Genomic DNA, 18,896 nt, shown 5'->3' with positions numbered 1-18,896 from the left:
GCGCCAGCACTGGAACCGGTTGTTGCCGGCGCGGGGTATCGAAAACCTCTGCTACGTGGCGGCGGTCAACCGCGTGGGCAGCGACGGCAAGGGCTTTGGCTACAGTGGCGACAGCCAGGTGCTGGACTTCCAGGGCGAAAGCCTGCTGAGCGCGGGGGAGGCGGACGGTGTGTTCACCGTGGTGCTGAGTGCGGCGGACCTGGCGGCTTACCGCACGCGGTTCCCGGCCAACCTGGACGCCGACACCTTCGATCTGCACTGACGGTTTATGGGCTGTTTGCGCAGCCCTTCGCTGGCAAGCCAGCTCCCACAGGGTTCTGCGGTGTTCACAAAACCCTGTGGGAGCTGGCTTGCCAGCGAAGAGGCCCTAAAGGCTAGTACACATCCCGCCGGTACCGCCCAAGCTCGATCAACTGCTCAAGCTCTTCAGCCCCCAGCACTTCGGCCAGCACCGCATCCACCCCCGCCGCCATACCCTGCAAACTGCCGCAGATGTAGATCGATGCGCCCTCGGCCAGCCAGCGGCGCAGCTCATCGGCCTGTTCGCGCAGCCGATCCTGTACATACACCTTGTGTGCCTGATCGCGCGAAAATGCCAGGTCCAGTCGCGCCAGCTCACCACCTGCCAGCCAGCCCTGCAGTTCCTCCTCGCACAGGAAGTCATGTGCCCGGTTGCGCTCGCCAAACAGTAGCCAGTTGCGCTGTTCGCCGTCCGCGATGCGCGCCCTCAGCAGGCTGCGTAGCCCGGCAAGGCCGGTGCCGTTGCCAATCAGGATCATCGGCAGCGGTGCGCTCGGCAAATGAAAACCGCTGTTGCGCCGCAACCGCACGCTCACACGTGCCCCCAGCGCCAGGTGCTCGGTCAACCAGCCCGACCCCAGCCCCAGGCTGCCATCCGGATGACGCTCCTGGCGCACGATCAGTTCCAGCACGCCATCGCTGGCGATCGAGGCAATCGAGTATTCCCGCGCTGCGACCGGGATCAACGCCTCCACCAATGCCTGTGCATGCAAGCCGATCAGGTGCCCACGGCTGGCCGGCAGCAGGTGCCCGGCCAGGGCCTGGTCCAGACGTTCGTCCAGGCCGTCTACACGCACCGGGGTGTGGGCTTCAAGGCCAAGGCCGTCGAGCCATGCGTTTACCGTCGCGGCGCCATTGCGCGGCAACACATCCACCAGGTCACCCGCGCTCCAGCGTTCTGGCTGTGGCGGCTGCAGGCCCAGCAGGTAGACCGGCGCGCCCTGGCTGCCGGGGTTGAGCAGCTCGCGTCGCACCAGTCGCCATGCGCTGAACTGTGGGGGTTGCCAGGCGGACAGCGGGGCTGCGCCGGTGAGTGCCGCCAATTGCTGCTGCCATTGCTGCAAGGCCACCGGGTCGGCATTGTCGACCTCCACCGCAGAGAAGCTGGCCGTGGCACCACGGGCTTCGAGCCAGTGCTGCAAGCGGCGGGCGAAGCCGCAGAAGTGCGCGTATTGCCGGTCACCCAGCGCCAGCAGGGCATAGTCCAGGTTGCCCAGCGCCCACGGCTGGCCAAGCACCTTGCGCTCGAAGCCACGGGCGCTGTCCGGTGCCTCGCCATCGCCAAAGGTGCTGACCACGAACAGCGCACGTTGTGCCTGTTGCAGGTCGGTCTCGGTCAAGCTGGCCAGGGGCTGCACGCGCACCGCGAAGCCAGCGGCCTGCAACTGGCCCGCGCTCTGCCAGGCCAGTTGTTCGGCCAAGCCGCTCTGGCTGGCAAACCCCACCAGCCAACCGCTGGCGCTGTCGTCGGCAGGGCTCAGGCCCTTGCGCGCCTGGCGCACCTGGCGCTGCTTGCGCCGGCGGTCCAGGTACAGTAGCCAGCCGGTGACAAAGAACAGCGGCATGCTCAGGCTGGCGATGGTCACGATGATGCGACCGGTCAGCCCGAAGTAGCTGCCTACATGCAAGGCATACACGCTGGCCAGCAACTGCGCCTTGAAGGATTTGTCGGCGTAGCGCTCATGCTTGCTTGCCACGCCGGTTGCAGGGTCCAGCGTCAGCGTGTTGAGCGCGCGCTCGTGCTCGGCATCGTCGAGCAGGTAGAACAGCGTCGCCGGTTGCCCGCCGGTCGGTGGCAGGCGCAGGTTGTAGGTGGTCAGGCCGGGCCCTGCGGCTGCTTGCAGGTTGGTCCAGATGGCGGCGTAGTCCACCACCAGCGGCGGTGCATTCTTGCCGGGGGCTGAGGTGCGGGCATGGCGCTCGCCGCGCTTGCGCTGCTCACCCGCCGCGGGGCTGTCTGCCAGCAGCTTGTTCAGACCTTCGCGATACCACTCGTACGACCAGAACAACCCGGTCAGGGCAAACAGCAGGTAGAACAGCAGGCACCAGGTACCGGCCACTGCGTGCAGGTCCCAGTTGAATGCGCGACCTTTCTTCGCCCAGTCCAGTGTCAGCCACGCCCGCCAGTTCAGCGCCTGGCGCGGCCAGCGCAGGTACAGCCCCGACAGGCAGAAGAAAATCAGCATCAGGGTGCAGGCGCCGGTGATCTGCCGGCCGGTATCCCCCATGGCGAGGAAGCGGTGCAATTGCAGCATCAGGTCGAAAAAGCCCTGGCCGCTGACCTCCGGCTGCAGCGCGCCGGTATACGGGTCGACATAGCGCAGCTTGCCGCGGCGTTCGCCGGGCGGCGGGGTGAAGAAGACACGCGCGGCGTCGTCGCTGCGCACGTTCACCCACAGCATAGTGACTTTGTCGCCCTGTTCGGCCTCGACCCGGCGCACCAGCTCGGCAGGTGGCAGCACGCCCGTGTCCTGCACTTGCACCTTGAGCACATCAGGGTTGAACAGGCGCAACAGTTCGTCCTGGAACGAATACGTCGCCCCGGTGATGCCCATCAGGGCCAGCACCAGCCCGGCAGTGATGCCAAACAACCAATGCAATTGAAACAGGCTTTTCTTCACCACATCGACCACCTTGTATTGCCGGGTACGTGAACGCGCCGCGCATTATGCCTTGATACACAAAGGCCCCGATCACCGAAGTGAGCGGGGCCTGGCCAGCCAGCTGCCGTCAGAAGTGCAAGCTGGTGGTGAGCAGGGCGGTGCGCCCCGCGGCCTGGTTGGCGTAATGCGCCGTGTAGGCCTTGTCGTAGTAGACCTCGTTGGTGAGGTTCTGCACGTTCAGTTGCAGGTCGATGTTGCGGGTCAGCTTGTAGCTGGCCATGGCGTCGTAGCGCCAGTATGAATCGACCATCACGCTGTTGGTGGTGTTGCCGAACACATCGTCGACGTAGAAGGCGCCGCCGCCGACGGTAAGCTTGGGCGTGACGTTGTAGGTGGTCCACAGCGTCAGGCTGTTGTTCGGTGTATTGGGCATCTGGTTGCCGTCGTTGTAGCCGTCGATGACCACGCCGCCTACCGATTGGGCGCCGCCGTCGATCAGCTTGGCATCCATGTAGGTGTAGCCGGCGAAGACCTGCCAGGCATTGGTCAGTTTGCCGCTGGCGGTCAGTTCCAGGCCATCGACGCGGCTGGTGCCGACGTTCTGGTAGGTGTTGGCATCCACCAGTACACGGGCGTTTTCCTTTTCGGTACGGAAGATCGCAGCGGTCAGGTTCAGGCGCTGGTCCAGCAGGTCCCACTTGGTACCGATTTCGTAGTTGGTGGTTTCTTCGGCTTTCAGTTCGCTGCGGGTGGTGGCCGTCAGCAACGGGTTACCGTCACTGCCTTCGCCTAATGAGGCGCCGGCCGGAGTGGCCGAGGTGGCATAGGAAACGTACACGCTGGCGTTGTCGGTCGGCTTCCAGGTCAGGCCAAGCTGGCCGGTCAGGAACTCGCTGGTGTTTTCGCTCTTGAAGCTGGTGGCGCCGCTGGCCGCCTTGGTCTTGGCCTGGGTGTCGAAATGGTCGTAGCGCAGGCCCATGCTCAGCAGCCAGGCGGGGTCAGCTCCAGGGTGTCGGTCAGGTACAGGGCGCGGGTGCTGCTGGTGGTGTCGGCGCCGGCATTGGTACGTGCCACGCTGCCATCCCAGGCCTCGTTCGGGTTCGGCTTGGGCAACGAGGTACACACGCCCGAGATAGCGCCCACGGCCGTGCTGCACTGGTCCGCTCTGAACCCGGTGATGTCGTAGCCTTCCTTGGTCGAGGCTTCGCGGCTGAGCTCGATGCCGGTGGAGAAGGTGTTCTTGAAGCCACCGATGTACACCTCACCGAACAGGTCGGTCTGGTTGGTGGTAGTGCGGGTATTGGCCACACGGTTGTTCGGGCGACGCCACACTTCACCGGCGAGAATGTTGCCCTTGCTGTCATCGGGCTGGCTGTAGATGAAGTCTTGCAGGGTGTTGCCGTGGCGCAGGGTGTTCTTGATCGTCAGCGCATCGTTCAGGTCATGCTCGATGGCGAGGGTGGCGATGTCGGCGCGGGTCTTGTAGAAGTCGCGGTCGACCAGGCCGTAGTAGTTGCTGCTGCGCCCGCCGTCGGTAGGCTTGTCCGGATGGGCCGAGGTGCGCGTGGCGAGGCCGCCCGACTTCAGGCTGTAGGGGATGCCCGAGTCCGGCAGGTCGTCGCTTTCGACGTGGTAGTAGTCCAGGCTCAGGCGGGTCGGGGTGCCCAGGCCGAACACCAGCGAGGGGGCCACGCCCCAACGGTCGTAGTTGACCTGGTCGCGGCCGGCCACGTTGCTCTCGTGGCTCATCAGGTTGAGGCGAAACGCCGCGGTGTCGAGGAACTGGTAGTTGCCATCGAAGGTGTAGCGCTGGGTCTGGTCCGAGCCCCAGGTGAAGGCAGCGTCGGTGCTGTTGCCCAGGTGGGCTTTCTTGCTCACCAGGTTGATGGTGCCACCGGCCGCGCCGCGACCGCCGATGGTCGAGTTCGCGCCCTTGGCCACTTCCACCGATTCGATGGCGAAGATTTCGCGGGTCTGCGAGCCAATGTCACGTACGCCGTCCAGGTACATCGAGCCTTGCGAGTCGAAGCCACGAATGAACGGGCGATCGCCCGACGGGTTGCCGCCTTCGCCGGCGCCCATGGTGATGCCCGGTACGGTGCGCAAGGCATCCTGCAGGTTCAGCGCATTGGTGTCCTTGATGACTTGCTGCGGCACCACGGTAACGCTGCGCGGGATGTCCACCAGTGGCGCGGTGTACTTCTGCGAGGCGGCCTTGTCCACCCTGTAGTCGGTGCTGGCCTGTTCGGCCTGGCCTTCGATGCTGGTGGCGTCCAGGGCAATCGAACCGCTTTTGCTCGGTGCGGCCTCGGCGGCGTAGGCCAGGGGGGCAGCGGAGGTGGCGCTGAGCGCAACACCGATGGCGCAGGTGAGCAGGCGAGGTGAGCTGACAGCGGTAGGCACGTAGTGGCGCGACATTGGAGGTCCCCGAGGTGTGAAGGCGCCGAAATATAATGTAAACAAATATGAGTAACAATTGAGAAGGATTGCTATTCGTGCTGAATTTACATTCTTTACACCTTGCCCCTCCGGTTTGTGCTTGCTGAAACGTCGCACCCGACTGACCGGGCTTGTGCTGCATCAATAAGAATCAATACCATTGGCATCTTTTCTGCCAACTGCGGTGCGTGCGCCATGCTTTTACACATTCCCGGCCTGTTTACCCGCGACGAGGTACTGCGTATCCGTCAGGCGCTGGAGCACGCCGACTGGGCCGACGGCAAGGTCACGGCGGGCTTTCAGTCGGCCAAGGCCAAGCACAACCTGCAGTTGCCCGAGGCGCACCCGCTGGCCAAGGAGATCGGTGCGGCGATGCTCGAACGCCTGTGGAGCAACCCGCAGTTCATGTCGGCGGCGCTGCCGTTCAAGGTGTTTCCGCCGCTGGTCAACTGCTACCGCGAAGGTGGCAGTTTCGGTTTCCACATCGACAACGCCATTCGCCAGCCGCGTGGCAGCCACGAGCGGGTGCGCACCGACCTGTCGTCGACGCTGTTCTTCAGCGACCCTGACGAGTACGACGGCGGTGAGCTGGAAATCCACGACACCTACGGCTTGCAGCAGGTCAAGCTGGCGGCGGGCGACCTGGTGCTGTACCCCGGCACCAGCCTGCACAAGGTCAACCCGGTGACCCGTGGTGCCCGCTATGCGGCGTTCTTCTGGACCCAGAGCATGGTGCGCGAGGACAGCCAGCGGGCGCTGCTGTTCGAGATGGACAACGCCATCCAGCAGCTTACGGTGGATGTGCCGGAGCACCCTGCGCTGATCCAGCTCACTGGCACCTACCACAACCTGTTGCGCCGCTGGGCCGAGGTCTGAGCCGTGACCTTCAGCCTGCGCCGTGAAGAAGTGCTCGATACCGACCAGCTCCATCAACTGATCGAGCACAGCCCGGGCACGGCCGCCCAGGCCCTGCTGGTGGCGGCGGGGCGGCATGTCGTCGAAGCCCAACTGCTGCTGGGGCAGATCCTGCTCGACGGACGTGGCATCGAGAAGGACCCGGCGCTGGCGCGCACCTGGTTCGCCATTGCCGCCCGCCAGGGCAGCGCAATGGGCCACAACATGCTTGGGCGCTGCCTTGAACACGGCTGGGGTGGGGCGGCCGATGCCGCTGCCGCCGCCCGGCATTATCGTGCTGCGGCTACGGCCAGGCTGGACTGGGGCCTGTACAACCTGGGCAACCTGCTGGCCACCGGGCGTGGGGTGGCGGCCAACCAGGCTGAGGCGCTGGCCTGCTACGAGCAGGCGGCGCGCCTTGGGCATGTCAAGTCGATGAACCTGTTCGGCCGCTACCTGGAGCAGGGCATCGCCACTGCGGCCAGCCCCGCGCGTGCATTGCGCTGGTATCGGCGCTCGGCGCAGGCGGGGGATTTTCGCGGGATGTTCAGCCTGGCGCTGGTGCTGGTCGAGCGCGGCGACCTGGCCGAGGCCATGCCTTGGCTGGAGCGTGCGCGGGCCGAGGGCAACCTGAATTTTCTGCGTAGCGCATTGGCGACCCTGCGCAGTGCCGGGCCGGCCCTGGCAGAGCAGGCGCAGTCCTACACCAGGGCACTTGAACAGCACCCAGGCTGAAGGCATTGGCTGCGAGGAAATGGTTCAGCGTTCATTCGCAGGTCGCCCTGCTGCAAGCTGGCCATGACTTCTCGCACCCTTTACTGCAGCCCACCATCATTTGCGCGAGAAGTGGATGGGGGCAGGAGTGACCGCGATGTTTCCAACCGAAATGAGCACAGCCTTCACGGCGCAACTGATGTACATCTCCAGCAGCGGCGAACTTGAACCGGTGATGATGATCGGCCAGACCGAAGGCAATTACTGGACGGGGGTGTCGCTGGCCGACACCGGCTGGTTGTGCCTGCCCGAGCAGAGCAAGCGCCATACCGCCGTGCCGCTGAGCCTGCGTTTTGACTTTATCGAGCAGACCGACGACCGCACCCATTTCCGGATCAGTTGCGCTACGGATTTCAAGGGCTACCGCGGTACCCATCTGAATACCAGTAGCAATGGCTTTCTGGGCCTGTATCAAGCGTTCGCGCCGGAGGCGTTCTGGAAAACCGAGGAGGTTGCCGTCTTCGCCGGCTTTGGTGACCTTCGCCCTGCATTCCACCTGCGTGATCACATGGGAATGCTGGTGCGCAAAAAATTTGAGGATGGGATCAGGTACCTGGTTGCAGGCGGCGAGACCAAGCCCCTTGTGTTCACCCTGGACGACTACCGACAGGTATGACCGGCGGTTCACTTCATCGAGAGAAGGGCAAGACCATGGGCCAAACATACGTTTTTGAGCAACAACACTCATTCATCGCCAGTGCGCTTTATTTTGACGGCTACACCAGGTTGGAGCGCATTCACGTATCGGCGGGGGCAAACCCGCTGTATCAGGGGTGGTTGTTCGTGGGCGAGAACGGTCGTCGCGTGCCGAACCTGCGGTTCTGGTTCGGCTGCTACCGGGCCGGCGACGTACGCGAATACCGCATTCGGGCTTACCAGCCCGTCCAGCCAGGCAGTTGCAGTTCCTACCACGGTTCTTGCCTGGACGTCAGTCGCAACGGCTACCTCGGTTTTTATGGCGCTACCGATGTGAGGCCTGGCTGGCAGTTGACCAATGATGGAGGTGCTTATGAGGTCACTCGCAGCGGTCAGCATGACCGCTTGAAAATCCTCACGCAGCGCAAGCAGAACTGGCTGCTTAACAGCCCGTGGTGTTCGTTGGGCGACGGCATCGACTTTTACATGTCGATGAAGGTCGACAAGGTTGGTGTTGCCGAGTTTTGAAGGGCCGTTACGCCGGGTATGACTGAAAACGCCTTGCGGCCCCGTCCCTGGTTACAGGTAATAGGCTTTGAGCGGCGGGAAGCCGTTGAACTCCACCGCGCTGTAGCTGGTGGTGTAGGCGCCGGTCGACAGCCAGTACAGGCGGTCACCGATGGCCAGGTTCAGTGGCAGGCCGTACTTGTAGTGCTCGTACATGATGTCGGCGCTGTCACAGGTAGGGCCGGCGATGACCACTTCTTCCATCTCGCCTTTCTTCTCGGTCCAGATCGGGAACTTGATGGACTCGTCCATGGTTTCGATCAGGCCGGAGAACTTGCCCACGTCGGTGTACACCCAGCGCTCTACCGCGGTACGCGATTTACGCGCGACCAGTACCACTTCGCTGACCAGGATGCCGGCGTTGGCGATCAGCGAACGGCCAGGCTCCAGGATGATTTCCGGCAGGTCGTCACCGAAGTCTTCCTTGAGGAAGCGGATGATCTCTTCGGCATAGGTTTCCAGGCTGTTGGTACGGGTGATGTAGTTGGCCGGGAAGCCCCCACCCATGTTGATCAGCTTGAGCACGATGCCGTCTTCTTCCTTCAGGCGCTCGAAGATCACCTTGACCTTGGCGATGGCCGCGTCCCATACGCTGATGTCGCGCTGCTGCGAGCCCACGTGGAAGGAAATGCCGTACGGCACCAGGCCCAGGTCACGGGCCAGGATCAGCAGGTCCATGGCCATGTCGGTCTGGCAGCCGAACTTGCGCGACAGTGGCCAGTCGGCGGTGGTGGAGCCTTCGGTGAGGATGCGCACGTAGACCTTGGAACCCGGCGCAGCTTTGGCTATGTTGCGCAGGTCGGCTTCGGAGTCGGTGGCATACAGACGCACGCCCTTCTCGTAGAAGTAGCGGATGTCCTTGGATTTCTTGATGGTGTTGCCGTAGCTGATGCGATCGGCGCTCACGCCCTGGTTCATCACCTTGTCCAGTTCGTAGATCGAGGCGATGTCGAAGTTCGAGCCTTTTTCCTTGAGCAGGTCGATGATCTCGACGGCCGGGTTGGCCTTGACGGCGTAGTACACCTTGGCGAACTCGAAGCCGGCGCGCAGATCGTCATAGGCCTGGCTGATCATGGCGGTGTCGATGAGTACGAACGGGGTTTCTTGCTTGTCGGCGAACGCCTTCATTTTGTTGAAGGTATCGCGCGCGAAGTAGTCTTCGACCTGGATCGACATGCTGGGGGACTCCTGGGCAAACTGAATAAATAAGTGGCTGCAGCTGAGCGCCCTCCGTATCCCCACTTTGGTTCGCCTACTTCCCAAGGCATGTCGCCGAAAGCAAAAAGGTCAACCGTGCCGCTGAGCCGGCATTGCGGGTGACCTTGCTGTCTCGTCGTCAGTACTTGAGCCGGATGGATCGTTTCCAGCATGGACGCTCGGCGCGAACTTTAGGACCTGAGGGGTTCAAGATCAACAAAAAATCTCGCGTTTTTTCATCGGTCTGACGCACGTTGCAGGCACCACTCTTTGTAACCGACCCAGATGACGGTCAGATGTTCCCGAAGAATTGCGAAGCGTTAAAAATACCTGCACGTTCGACGCTGTTGTGCGCCAGTTCAGATAAAACAACGTTGGCGTCAACATCGGCGACGTTGGCGTCGAAAAGTCCCGTAAGCCAATTTTTTCGACTGTTCCCCAGCCTTGGAGGGTGGCTTGGCGCAGGCTTGGCTGTGCATATTTTTTTCCGCCTGCTGTCGGCGCTGTTTCCAGCGCGAACAAGGGGCGTTGCCAGCCTTGTTCGGCGCTAGACCGCAGTGCAGCGATCAGGCCACCGCTTCAGCCGGCGACACGATGCTGGTCTTCATGCCGCGCGAACGCCCCGAGCTCAGGTACGCCGCAATCGACTCCTGGGTCACCTCGCCCAGGAACACGTTCTCGGCATCCAGCACCGGCAACCACGAACGGTTGAACTCGTACATGCGCGACAGCAGGATGCGCAAATGCTCGTCGTGCGCGGCGGTGGCGTTGAACGCCCGCAGGAAGTCGCTGCAGGTGCCCTGCTGACGGTGCAGGTCACGCCGGCGCACATACCCCATGGCCTTGTTCTGGCCGTCGGTCACCACCACGTAGCGGCGGTCATGCTCGTCCATCAGCTCCAGGGCATCGGCCACCGGCGTCTCCGGGCTCAGCGACGGGGCGTTGTCGGCGGCGTCTTCGGCGCGCACCAGCAACAGGCGCTTGAGGGTGCTGTCCTGGCCCACGAAGTTGCTCACGAAATCATCCGCCGGGTGCGCCAGCAGCGTGTCGGGGTGGTCGATCTGGATCAGTTTGCCGGCACGGAAAATCGCAATCTTGTCGCCCAGCTTGATCGCCTCGTCGATGTCGTGGCTGACCATTATCACGGTCTTGTTCAGCGCGCGCTGCATCTCGAAGAACTCGTTCTGGATCATCTCGCGGTTGATCGGATCGACCGCGCCGAACGGCTCGTCCATCAGCAGCAGCGGCGCATCGGCCGCCAGCGCGCGGATCACACCGATACGCTGCTGCTGGCCACCCGACAGCTCGCGCGGGTAACGGTGCAGGTACTGCTTGGGCTCGAGCTTGATCATGCTCATCAGCTCGCGGGCACGCTCGTGGCACTTCTGTTTGTCCCAGCCGAGCAGGCGCGGCACCACGGTGATGTTCTCTTCGATGGTCATGTTGGGGAACAGGCCGATCTGCTGGATCACATAGCCGATGTTGCGACGCAGGGTCACCTCATCCAGGCCCGTAGTGTCTTCGCCATTGATCAGTACCTTGCCCGAGGTGGGCGCGATCAGGCGGTTGATCATTTTCAAGGTGGTGCTCTTGCCGCACCCGGACGGGCCGAGGAACACGCAGATCTCGCCTTCGTTGACCGTCAGGCTTACCGAGTCGACGGCTTTTACTGCCTTGCCGTTGCTGTGGAAGGTCTTGCACAGGTTTTGAAGTTCGATCATTTGAGCAGTCCTTTTGGAGTCAGCGAGCGTTGCAGGGCTTGCAGCAGCAGGTCGGCGAAGATGGCCAGCAGGCTCACCAGCACGGCACCGACCAGCAGCATCGACATGTCGCTGCGGCTGATGGAGGTCAGGATAAGTACGCCAAGGCCACCGGCACCGATGGTCGCGGCAATGGTCATCACGCCGATGTTCATCACCACGGCGGTGCGCACACCGGCCAGGATCACCGGCACCGCAATCGGCAGCTCGACCATGCGCAGGCGCTGGCCGAAGGTCATGCCGATGCCGCGTGCGGCCTCGCGAATGCCGGGCTCCACGTTGGTCAGGGCCAGGTAGGTGTTGCGCAGGATCGGCAACAGTGAATAGAGGAACACCGCGGTGATCGCCGGCAGCGGCCCCAGGCCCTGGCCGAACTTGGAGTAGAACGGCAGCAGCAGGCCGAACAGGGCGATCGAGGGGATGGTCAGCAGCACCGTGGCACTGGCCTGCAGCGGGCCGGCCAGCACTGGAAAACGCGTCATCAGGATGCCCAGCGGCACACCGATGACGATTGCCAGGGTGACTGCGATGCCGACCAGGGTGATGTGCTCCCAGGTCAGCTGCAGCACCTGGGCCCAGTCAAGGTGAGCGAAGGTATCAAGCAGGCTCATGGTTGCTCCTCGGCAGGTGGATGCTGGCGCAGGTAGGCCGCGGCGACCTTGTTCGGGCTCTGGTGTTCCACGTCGACCTTGGCATTGAGCTGGCGCATGGTCTGGTCATCCAGTTGTTCGGCCAGCGGCTTGAGCAGCCCGGCGAGTTGCGGGTGGGCGTCGAGCACGGCCTGGCGCACCACCGGTGCTGCGGTGTAGTCGGGGAAGTAGTGCAGGTCGTCTTCCAGCAGCTTGAGGTCGAAGGCGTTCAGTCGGCCGTCGGTGGTGTACACCAGGCCGCTGAACACCTGGCCATTGCGCAACGCGGTGTAGACCAGGCCGGCGTCCATCTGGCGAATGTCGCGGCGGGTGAACTGCAGGTCGTAGGTCGTGGTCAGGCCCACCAGCCCGTCGGGGCGGTTGGCGAACTCGGTGTCCAGCGCCAGCACATGTCCGCGCTTGGGCTCGTCGCGCAGCACCTGGTTGAGCTGGCTGATGCTGTTCACCTGCGGGTACTGCTCGGCGATGTTGCGCGGCAGGGCCAGGGCGTAGGTGTTGCTGAATTTCGACGGCGTCAGCCACACCAGGCCTTTTTTCGCGTCCAACTGCTTGACCCGGGCATAGGTGGCCTCGGGGCTGTCCATGCGTTCATCGATATGGTTGTAGGACACCAGTGACACGCCGGTGTATTCCCACACCATGTCCAACTGGCCGGTTTCCTGTGCGCTGCGTGCCAGGGTACTGCCCAGCCCGCCAGTGATGCGCACATCGAAGCCATGGGTGCGCAGGTACTGCGCGGTGATTTCGGCCAGCACGGTCTGTTCGGTGAACACCCGTGCGCCGAGGCGGATCAGCGGTTTTTCCGCCGCCTGGGCGAATCCTGCGAACAGCAGGGCCGCGCCCAGCAACAAGGCGATTCTTTTCATGAAGGTTCCTTCGCTTAGTTGGCCAGGCCGCGTTCAAGCCAGCGGCGACTGCACTGGCTGACCAGCGCATCGAGCAGCAGTGCCAGCGCGGCCGTGCAGGCGGCGCCCAGCAGCAGTTGCGGCTGATTGTTCAGGGCAATGCCGGGGAAGATCAGGCTGCCCAGGCTGTTGGCGCCGATCAGAAACGACAGCGGCGCGGTGCCCACATTGATCGCCAGTGCCACGCGCACGCCGCCGACGATGATCGGTACGGCGTTGGGCAGTTCGACCCGCCAGAGTGTCTGGCGCGGGGTCATGCCAATACCGGTGGCGGCTTCCTTGAGCGAGGCGGGGACGTTTTTCAGGCCTTCGTAAGTGTTGCGCACGATAGGCAGCAGCGAGGCGAGAAACAGCGCGAAGATCGCAGGGCCGGCGCCGATGCCCAGAAAACTCAGGGCGATGGCCAGTACAGCGAGGGGCGGGACGGTGTTGCCAATGTTGAACAGCTGCATGAAGCGTTCGGCGCGGTCGACCCGCTGCGGTCGACTCAAGGCAATGCCGGCGGGAATACCCACGGCCAGCGCCGCCACCATCGAACACGCCACGAGCATCAGGTGTGCTTGCAGGTAGAACCACAGATCGGCGCGGTAGTGCGCGATCGTATCGATGCCGATCCAGTGGATCAGCAGGGCCAGGATGACGAGTGCGGCGACCCATCCCAACAGCCCCTTGCCATAGCGATTAGCCACAGGCGGACTCCTTTTCTCTGACGGCGGGCACACTCCCGTGGCGGCTGCCATTCCAGGCAGCAGGCAGTGTGATCGCGATAAGCAGCGTGTCGCTCGGGGGGAGCGGAGCACGCCATAAGCGCAGCCTCGTCAGGCGCGTGTTGCCGGTGATACCTACCCTGACGAACGGTCAAAAACCGTATACGTAACATGACGTAACAGGGGAGTGGACGTCTGCGCAGTCGCAAAGGTTCCCCTCCGATACGGCATCTGGCCAGCGCTGCCCCACCGAATGGGGGATTTTCCTGGCGTTCTTTTTTGATGGTTGGGGATTAGCCTGCAGACGCTGGCGACCAGGAGGTTGCCACGGCTCGCCTGGCGGGCTTTGTGCCATTCAAGGAGATAAAACCCATGCTGACATTCAATTACGACCGTTCGTTCGTCGCTTTCGCCAAGTGCACCACTCCAGGGTACGAGGGCTATCTGGATTGCGCAGAGCTCGCGATGAAAAGTGGCGCGCCCATGCGTCGCGCTGCCGACTGGGTGACGGTCACCTCGTTTCTGGGCGAGGAACCTCACCGCTTCTGGTTCAGGTGTTTCGAGGATGGCGAGGGTGGCCAGTACTACGATATCCAGTCCTGGAGCCGCAAGACCGGACGTGACCGCAATCCATCGATGCACCACACCGCAATGACCAACAGCGGTTATATGGCCTTGTACGACGCGGCCAACGCGCTCGACCAGTTGTGGCAGGTAAAAATATTCGACGGCGAAGCCGTCCACCCGCTTCCCGACCCGCTTGCACTGGGCGAGATTGCGTCGGTTGAGATCATCACGCCCCAGAACGCGTCGGTGTGCCTCTACAAACGTGAGGAGGTGGGCCATCTTTGGCACTGCTTTGTGGCGAACAGTGGCGGGCCGGTACTGACGCTGACGCTGGAGATTGTCGATCTGGGCGAAGAGCTGCTCGACGATCATTGACAGGTCGTCCATCGTGTCAGGATCGGGCGCTCATCCGGGCGGCCCGGTCTGCTACAGCAGGCGTGCCGGCACCGCCTCTCATACATTCGGCCAGTGCGATCGACCCAGTGGTTCAGCTTGGGGCCGAGTTTGGGCTATAATCGGCGCCCTTTTTTGAATCCCCAGCCAGGCGATTTCCCATGACCCATCAGGCCGCCGAAGTCGCGAAACGCCGCACCTTCGCCATCATTTCCCACCCGGATGCGGGTAAGACCACCATCACCGAGAAGCTCCTGCTGATGGGCAAGGCGATTTCGGTCGCCGGTACGGTGAAATCGCGAAAGTCCGACCGCCATGCCACCTCCGACTGGATGGAAATGGAGAAGCAGCGCGGCATCTCCATCACCACCTCGGTGATGCAGTTCCCGTATCGCGACCACATGGTCAACCTGCTCGATACCCCGGGCCACGAAGACTTCTCCGAAGACACCTACCGCACCCTCACCGCAGTGGACTCGGCGCTGATGGTGCTCGACGGCGGTAAAGGCGTCGAGCCACGCACCATCGCGCTGATGGACGTGTGCCGTCTGCGTGATACGCCGATCGTCAGCTTCATCAACAAACTCGACCGCGACATCCGCGACCCGATCGAGCTGCTCGACGAAATCGAAGCCGTACTCAAGATCAAGGCTGCGCCGATCACCTGGCCGATCGGTTGCTACCGCGATTTCAAGGGCGTGTATCACCTGGCCGGCGACTACATCATTGTCTACACCCCGGGCCACGGCCACGAGCGTACCGAGGTGAAGATCATCGAGAAACTCGACTCCGATGAAGCCCGTGCGCACCTGGGCGACGAGTACCATCGCTTCCTCGACCAGCTTGAGCTGGTGCAGGGCGCCTGCCACGAATTCAACCAGGACGAGTTCATCAATGGTCAGCTGACCCCGGTGTTCTTCGGTACCGCACTGGGCAACTTCGGTGTCGACCACGTGCTTGACGCGGTCGTCGACTGGGCGCCACGCCCGCTGCCGCGGGTGGCCAACGAGCGTACCGTGGAGCCGACCGAAGAGAAGTTCAGCGGCTTCGTGTTCAAGATCCAGGCGAACATGGACCCCAAGCACCGCGACCGCATCGCGTTCATGCGCATCTGCTCGGGCAAGTACGAAAAGGGCATGAAGATGCGCCATGTGCGCACCGGCAAGGACCTGCGTATCGGTGACGCGCTGACCTTCTTCTCGTCCGAGCGCGAGCAGCTCGAAGAGGCGTTTGCCGGCGACATCATCGGCCTGCACAACCACGGCACCATCCAGATCGGCGACACCTTCACCGAGGGCGAGAGCCTGGGCTTCACCGGTATCCCGCATTTTGCGCCGGAGCTGTTCCGCCGCGTGCGCCTGAAAGACCCGCTCAAGTCCAAGCAACTGCGCCAGGGCCTGCAGCAGCTGGCCGAAGAAGGCGCCACCCAGGTGTTCTTCCCCGAGCGCAGCAACGACATCATCCTCGGCGCGGTCGGTGTGCTGCAGTTCGATGTGGTCGCCAGCCGCCTGAAGGAAGAGTACAAGGTCGAGTGTGGCTACGAGCCGATCACCGTTTGGTCGGCACGCTGGATCAGCTGCGATGACAAGAAGAAACTCGAGGAATTCAGCAACAAGGCGGTGGAAAACCTGGCCATCGACGGCGGCGGTCACCTGACCTACCTGGCGCGACCCGGGTCAACCTGGCGTTGATGGAAGAGCGCTGGCCGGACGTGAAATTCCGCGCTACCCGCGAACACCACTGAGTCATCGCGCCACCCCCGAACGCCCGCGCATCGCTTGATGCGCGGGCGTTTTTCGTTTCAGGCCTGCACTGGCGCAGCGCTGTGGGAGGCCTGGCCCAGGCGGTAGATCAGCAGCGTCAACGAGTCGGCATTCTTGAGCATGATGCTGGAGCGTACCTGGGCGTCGTTCAGGAAGCGCTCGCGTGCCAGTGCCAGGTCATCGGTGCCGGCGAGCTTGCGGATGATGCTCAGGCCCTTGTTGTCGTCACGGGTGATATCGCGGCGGCCACCGTCGCGGCTGTGCACCATGAACAGGCGCCGCGCGGGGGCCCGGTGGGTAAACATTTCGTCGTGCTGGCGCTTGAGCCAGTCGTGCCGGTCACCGGGCATGAGCTGATCGGCAAAGGGCGCCGAGGCCTCGATGTAGCGCATGTCACGGGTGTCATAGGCGATATGCGAGAACTCGTGGATCAGGCAGTTGGCCCGCCCGATGGCATCGGCCTCACGCCAGGAGAAGTCGGGCTTGAAGTCGAATTTGTCGATGAAGCTGTAATCGAAGTAGCTGTCCAGAATGAATATCTGCTTCAGCGGATCGTGGGGCGAGGTGAAGGCGATGCCGGCGTAATTGCCGATGTTGCTGGCCAGGATGTAGCGCTGTGAGCTGGCAGGCGAGTAGGTGGGCGAGGCCATCATGCTCAGGATCTTTTCCACAGGCTTGCGCACCCGTTGCAGCAGCGCCTCGTCAGGCGCCGCGACGCCGAAGAAGTCGCACAGGATCTCGCGGGTCTGCACGGCCATGTGTTCCACCGGGTGGGCCTGGTGCAGGTTGTCCAGGCAGGTGCCCAGGTAGCCCAGCGCCTGGCGGTGGGCCCGGCGCAGCAGGCTGGCGCGCCCTGGCATGCGTTGGCGAATCTCGCGCATGCCGACGGCGCGGATGATCAGGTCATTGCCGGTCATGGCGCGGCGCGTGGCCCACCGCCGAGCCTGCCGAGCACGCCGCCACCGAGCAGGGTCAGTGATTGCTGCGGGTCGAGTTGCCAAGGGCCGGTGCCCGTGCGGCGCAGGCTCGGGCCTGGTTCGTCGACCTCCACGGCGCTCAGGTGCCAGCGCGCGTCCAGCTGCCGGGTGCGATAGACCTTGCCGTCCAGCACCACGAAGTGCTCGCTGCCATCGACACTGGTGTAGATCTGCTCGTCTGCCGTCAGCCCCTCCAGAGCTTGATGCGGTACTTCATAGCCGGCCAGTTGCTGGTGTGCCGACTGGCTCAGGCGCTGCCAGAATTCATTCTCGCTGGCGGGCAGTGCCGGCACCTGCGCTGCCCGCAGGCCATGGCCGATCAGCACGCTCTGGAGCAGCACGCAGGACAGCTGCGAGAGTTGCTGGGACCAGCCGTGCCGAGTGGCATCGTCGATGATCTGCATGGCCGCCAGCTCGCTTTGCCAGGCCGCGAGCAACAACCCGATGCGGCCGGGCACGAACATCGTGAGCTGGTTCCACAGCAGGCCGAGCACGCTCTTCAGGGTGCCCCAGCGGGCCTGTGCGCTGGTGACCAGTTGCGCCCGGGCCATGCCCTGCAGCAGGCTCAGGTTGGCCTCGAACAGGTAGCGCAGCGCATTGCCCGCAACCGGGCGATGGGCCAGGGCCACGGGTTGTTGAGGATACAGCGGCAACTCGAAGTCGAACTCGGCGCTGTAGGGCAGGTGCGCCTGGGTGAAGCCGCCGTGGTCATAGCGTGTGCGCAGGTCGTCGTCCAGGCGCGCCAGCACCCGCGCCTGCAGGGCCGGCTCGGTCCTGAGCTGGTGCAGCAGGTCGGCCGGGCTGCTGAACATCTGGAACATGCCGTCGGCCTCGTACGGGATGTACATCACCACCGGGCCAGGTGTCGGGCCCTGGTGCATGAACAGGTAGATGCCGGGCACCGTATCGGGTGGCATGTCGCTGTCGGCAATCAGTTCCAGTGGCAGCAACTGCGCTGCCGGCGCGGGTTGCAGGCCGCGCGCAGTGGCGTCTGGCTGCTCGAGCACCGCACGGATGCAGTCGACCGCAGTCGCGCTCAGTTCGCCCTTGAGGCGTGCACGCCATGCCGCTTCGAGCAATTGCCCAGGCAGTTGCCGGCAGAACAGCACCAGGCGCTTGGGGTAGTCGGGGTGGCTCGGGGCCAGGCGTTGTTCGAGCAATTGCTGGTAACCGGCACCCAGGTCCAGCTCGCGCACCAGCGCGTGCAGGTATGCGGCATCGATACGTGCCGGCAGCGTCATGTCGCCCTTGAGTTCGATGGCGGTGATGGCGTGATCCCAGTCGCGGTAGTGGTTCAGTGCGTATTCGATCAGGGTCTGCCGATGGCGCACGCTTGCGGCGCCGTCGCCGGAGGGCACCTCGCCGGGCGGCGGCAGCGCGGTGATCCAGCGGGTGGTAGTGACGAACAGTTCGTCGGCGGGGTAGCGACCGGCCGCAAAGTCCTGGTCCAGGCGTGCCTGACGCGGCCCCTGGCGTAGTCGGGAATAGACGGCAGGTCGAACAGGTAGTCCTGCTGCGATGGGCTCTGCAACAGGTTGCCGGCCAAGGCCTGCAGGTAGCCGTACTGCTCGACGGCGCTCGCCTGGCTGAGCCAGCTGGGCAGTGCGGCGCGCAGGCGCAGCGCATCGGCCTGGCGCTGCAGGCGGCGCACGTGGCGCAGGTTGCCCGAGGCATCGAGCGTGCTGCGCAGCAGGTCGGGCAGGCTGGCGGCGGGTATGCCGCGCCGGATCAACTGATCGAACGCGTGCAGGGTGGCGTCTGCAC

At 63.6% G+C, this 18,896-nt stretch carries 16 protein-coding genes and 2 pseudogenes; 7 read left to right on the top strand and 11 right to left on the bottom strand.

The genetic code is table 11. The features are described 5' to 3' along the window. Positions 1-262, top strand: a 262-nt coding sequence (locus tag G3436_RS05560) for a nitrilase-related carbon-nitrogen hydrolase (protein WP_279538561.1), incomplete at its 5' end; no start/stop codon positions are given. Between the two features lie 112 nt (positions 263-374). Here G3436_RS05560 and G3436_RS05555 read toward each other — a convergent pair. After that, a complete protein-coding gene (locus tag G3436_RS05555; RefSeq protein WP_163942213.1) occupies positions 375-2,924 on the bottom strand; it encodes a PepSY domain-containing protein in 2,550 nt (849 codons plus the stop codon). 106 nt (positions 2,925-3,030) lie between these two features. Next, positions 3,031-5,321 (bottom strand): annotated as a pseudogene (locus tag G3436_RS05550) (TonB-dependent receptor). 216 nt (positions 5,322-5,537) lie between these two features. On the opposite strand from G3436_RS05550, the gene G3436_RS05545 reads away from it, so the two are divergent. The 4 genes from G3436_RS05545 (at position 5,538) to G3436_RS05530 (ending at position 8,174) form a co-directional block, all read left to right on the top strand. Then, positions 5,538-6,218 (top strand): Fe2+-dependent dioxygenase, encoded by a 681-nt coding sequence (locus G3436_RS05545; protein ID WP_163942210.1) that lies wholly within the window; start codon positions 5,538-5,540, stop codon positions 6,216-6,218. Between the two features lie 3 nt (positions 6,219-6,221). Beyond that, positions 6,222-6,971, top strand: a complete 750-nt coding sequence (locus tag G3436_RS05540; RefSeq protein ID WP_163942207.1) for an SEL1-like repeat protein — start codon at positions 6,222-6,224, stop codon at positions 6,969-6,971. Positions 6,972-7,098: 127 nt separating this feature from the next. Continuing rightward, on the top strand, positions 7,099-7,626 hold the full coding sequence (locus G3436_RS05535) for a hypothetical protein (protein ID WP_163942204.1): 528 nt from the start codon (positions 7,099-7,101) through the stop codon (positions 7,624-7,626). Further along, complete coding sequence (locus G3436_RS05530) at positions 7,623-8,174, top strand: hypothetical protein (RefSeq protein ID WP_163942201.1); 552 nt, start codon at positions 7,623-7,625, stop codon at positions 8,172-8,174. The genes G3436_RS05535 and G3436_RS05530 overlap by 4 nt, the downstream gene beginning before the upstream one ends. Before the next feature lie 51 nt (positions 8,175-8,225). Here G3436_RS05530 and G3436_RS05525 read toward each other — a convergent pair whose 3' ends face one another. The 6 genes from G3436_RS05525 to G3436_RS05500 all read right to left on the bottom strand — a co-directional run bounded on the left by G3436_RS05525 (position 8,226) and on the right by G3436_RS05500 (position 13,414). Further along, complete coding sequence (locus tag G3436_RS05525) at positions 8,226-9,389, bottom strand: type III PLP-dependent enzyme (RefSeq protein WP_163942198.1); 1,164 nt, start codon at positions 9,387-9,389, stop codon at positions 8,226-8,228. Between the two features lie 234 nt (positions 9,390-9,623). Continuing rightward, a complete protein-coding gene (locus G3436_RS05520) occupies positions 9,624-9,932 on the bottom strand; it encodes a hypothetical protein (protein ID WP_163942195.1) in 309 nt (102 codons plus the stop codon). Positions 9,933-9,976: 44 nt separating this feature from the next. Continuing rightward, entirely contained in the window at positions 9,977-11,131 is a 1,155-nt protein-coding gene (locus tag G3436_RS05515) for an osmoprotectant ABC transporter ATP-binding protein OsmV (protein WP_163942192.1), read from the bottom strand. Continuing rightward, positions 11,128-11,781 (bottom strand): ABC transporter permease, encoded by a 654-nt coding sequence (locus G3436_RS05510; RefSeq protein WP_163942189.1) that lies wholly within the window; start codon positions 11,779-11,781, stop codon positions 11,128-11,130. The genes G3436_RS05515 and G3436_RS05510 overlap by 4 nt, the downstream gene beginning before the upstream one ends. Beyond that, a complete protein-coding gene (locus tag G3436_RS05505) occupies positions 11,778-12,686 on the bottom strand; it encodes a glycine betaine ABC transporter substrate-binding protein (protein WP_163942186.1) in 909 nt (302 codons plus the stop codon). The genes G3436_RS05510 and G3436_RS05505 overlap by 4 nt, the downstream gene beginning before the upstream one ends. Positions 12,687-12,700: 14 nt before the next feature. After that, the gene (locus G3436_RS05500) at positions 12,701-13,414 is read right to left on the bottom strand and encodes an ABC transporter permease subunit (protein WP_163942183.1); all 714 of its coding nucleotides are present in this window, start codon (positions 13,412-13,414) and stop codon (positions 12,701-12,703) included. 390 nt (positions 13,415-13,804) lie between these two features. Between G3436_RS05500 and G3436_RS05495 the strand changes: the two genes are divergently transcribed. Together G3436_RS05495 and G3436_RS05490 are read left to right on the top strand one after the other, a co-directional pair. Further along, complete coding sequence (locus G3436_RS05495; RefSeq protein WP_163942181.1) at positions 13,805-14,374, top strand: hypothetical protein; 570 nt, start codon at positions 13,805-13,807, stop codon at positions 14,372-14,374. Between the two features lie 179 nt (positions 14,375-14,553). After that, a pseudogene (locus tag G3436_RS05490) lies at positions 14,554-16,136 on the top strand (peptide chain release factor 3). A 57-nt stretch (positions 16,137-16,193) separates the two neighbouring features. Here the strand turns inward: G3436_RS05490 and G3436_RS05485 are convergent. From G3436_RS05485 to G3436_RS05475, 3 genes are all read right to left on the bottom strand, one after another. Next, on the bottom strand, positions 16,194-17,072 hold the full coding sequence (locus G3436_RS05485) for a hypothetical protein (RefSeq protein ID WP_163942178.1): 879 nt from the start codon (positions 17,070-17,072) through the stop codon (positions 16,194-16,196). After that, the gene (locus G3436_RS05480; RefSeq protein ID WP_338001208.1) at positions 17,069-18,541 is read right to left on the bottom strand and encodes a dermonecrotic toxin domain-containing protein; all 1,473 of its coding nucleotides are present in this window, start codon (positions 18,539-18,541) and stop codon (positions 17,069-17,071) included. Before G3436_RS05480 ends, G3436_RS05485 begins: the two co-directional genes overlap by 4 nt. Then, a partial coding sequence (locus G3436_RS05475) for a hypothetical protein (RefSeq protein WP_163942172.1) occupies positions 18,442-18,896 on the bottom strand: 455 nt, incomplete at its 5' end. The genes G3436_RS05475 and G3436_RS05480, both read right to left, overlap by 100 nt.

Origin of the sequence: Pseudomonas brassicae (assembly GCF_010671725.1) — a bacterium.
GTDB lineage: Bacteria > Pseudomonadota > Gammaproteobacteria > Pseudomonadales > Pseudomonadaceae > Aquipseudomonas > Aquipseudomonas brassicae.
Note: the sequence above shows the minus strand (reverse complement) of the source record. Positions and strands in the feature narration are given on the sequence as shown.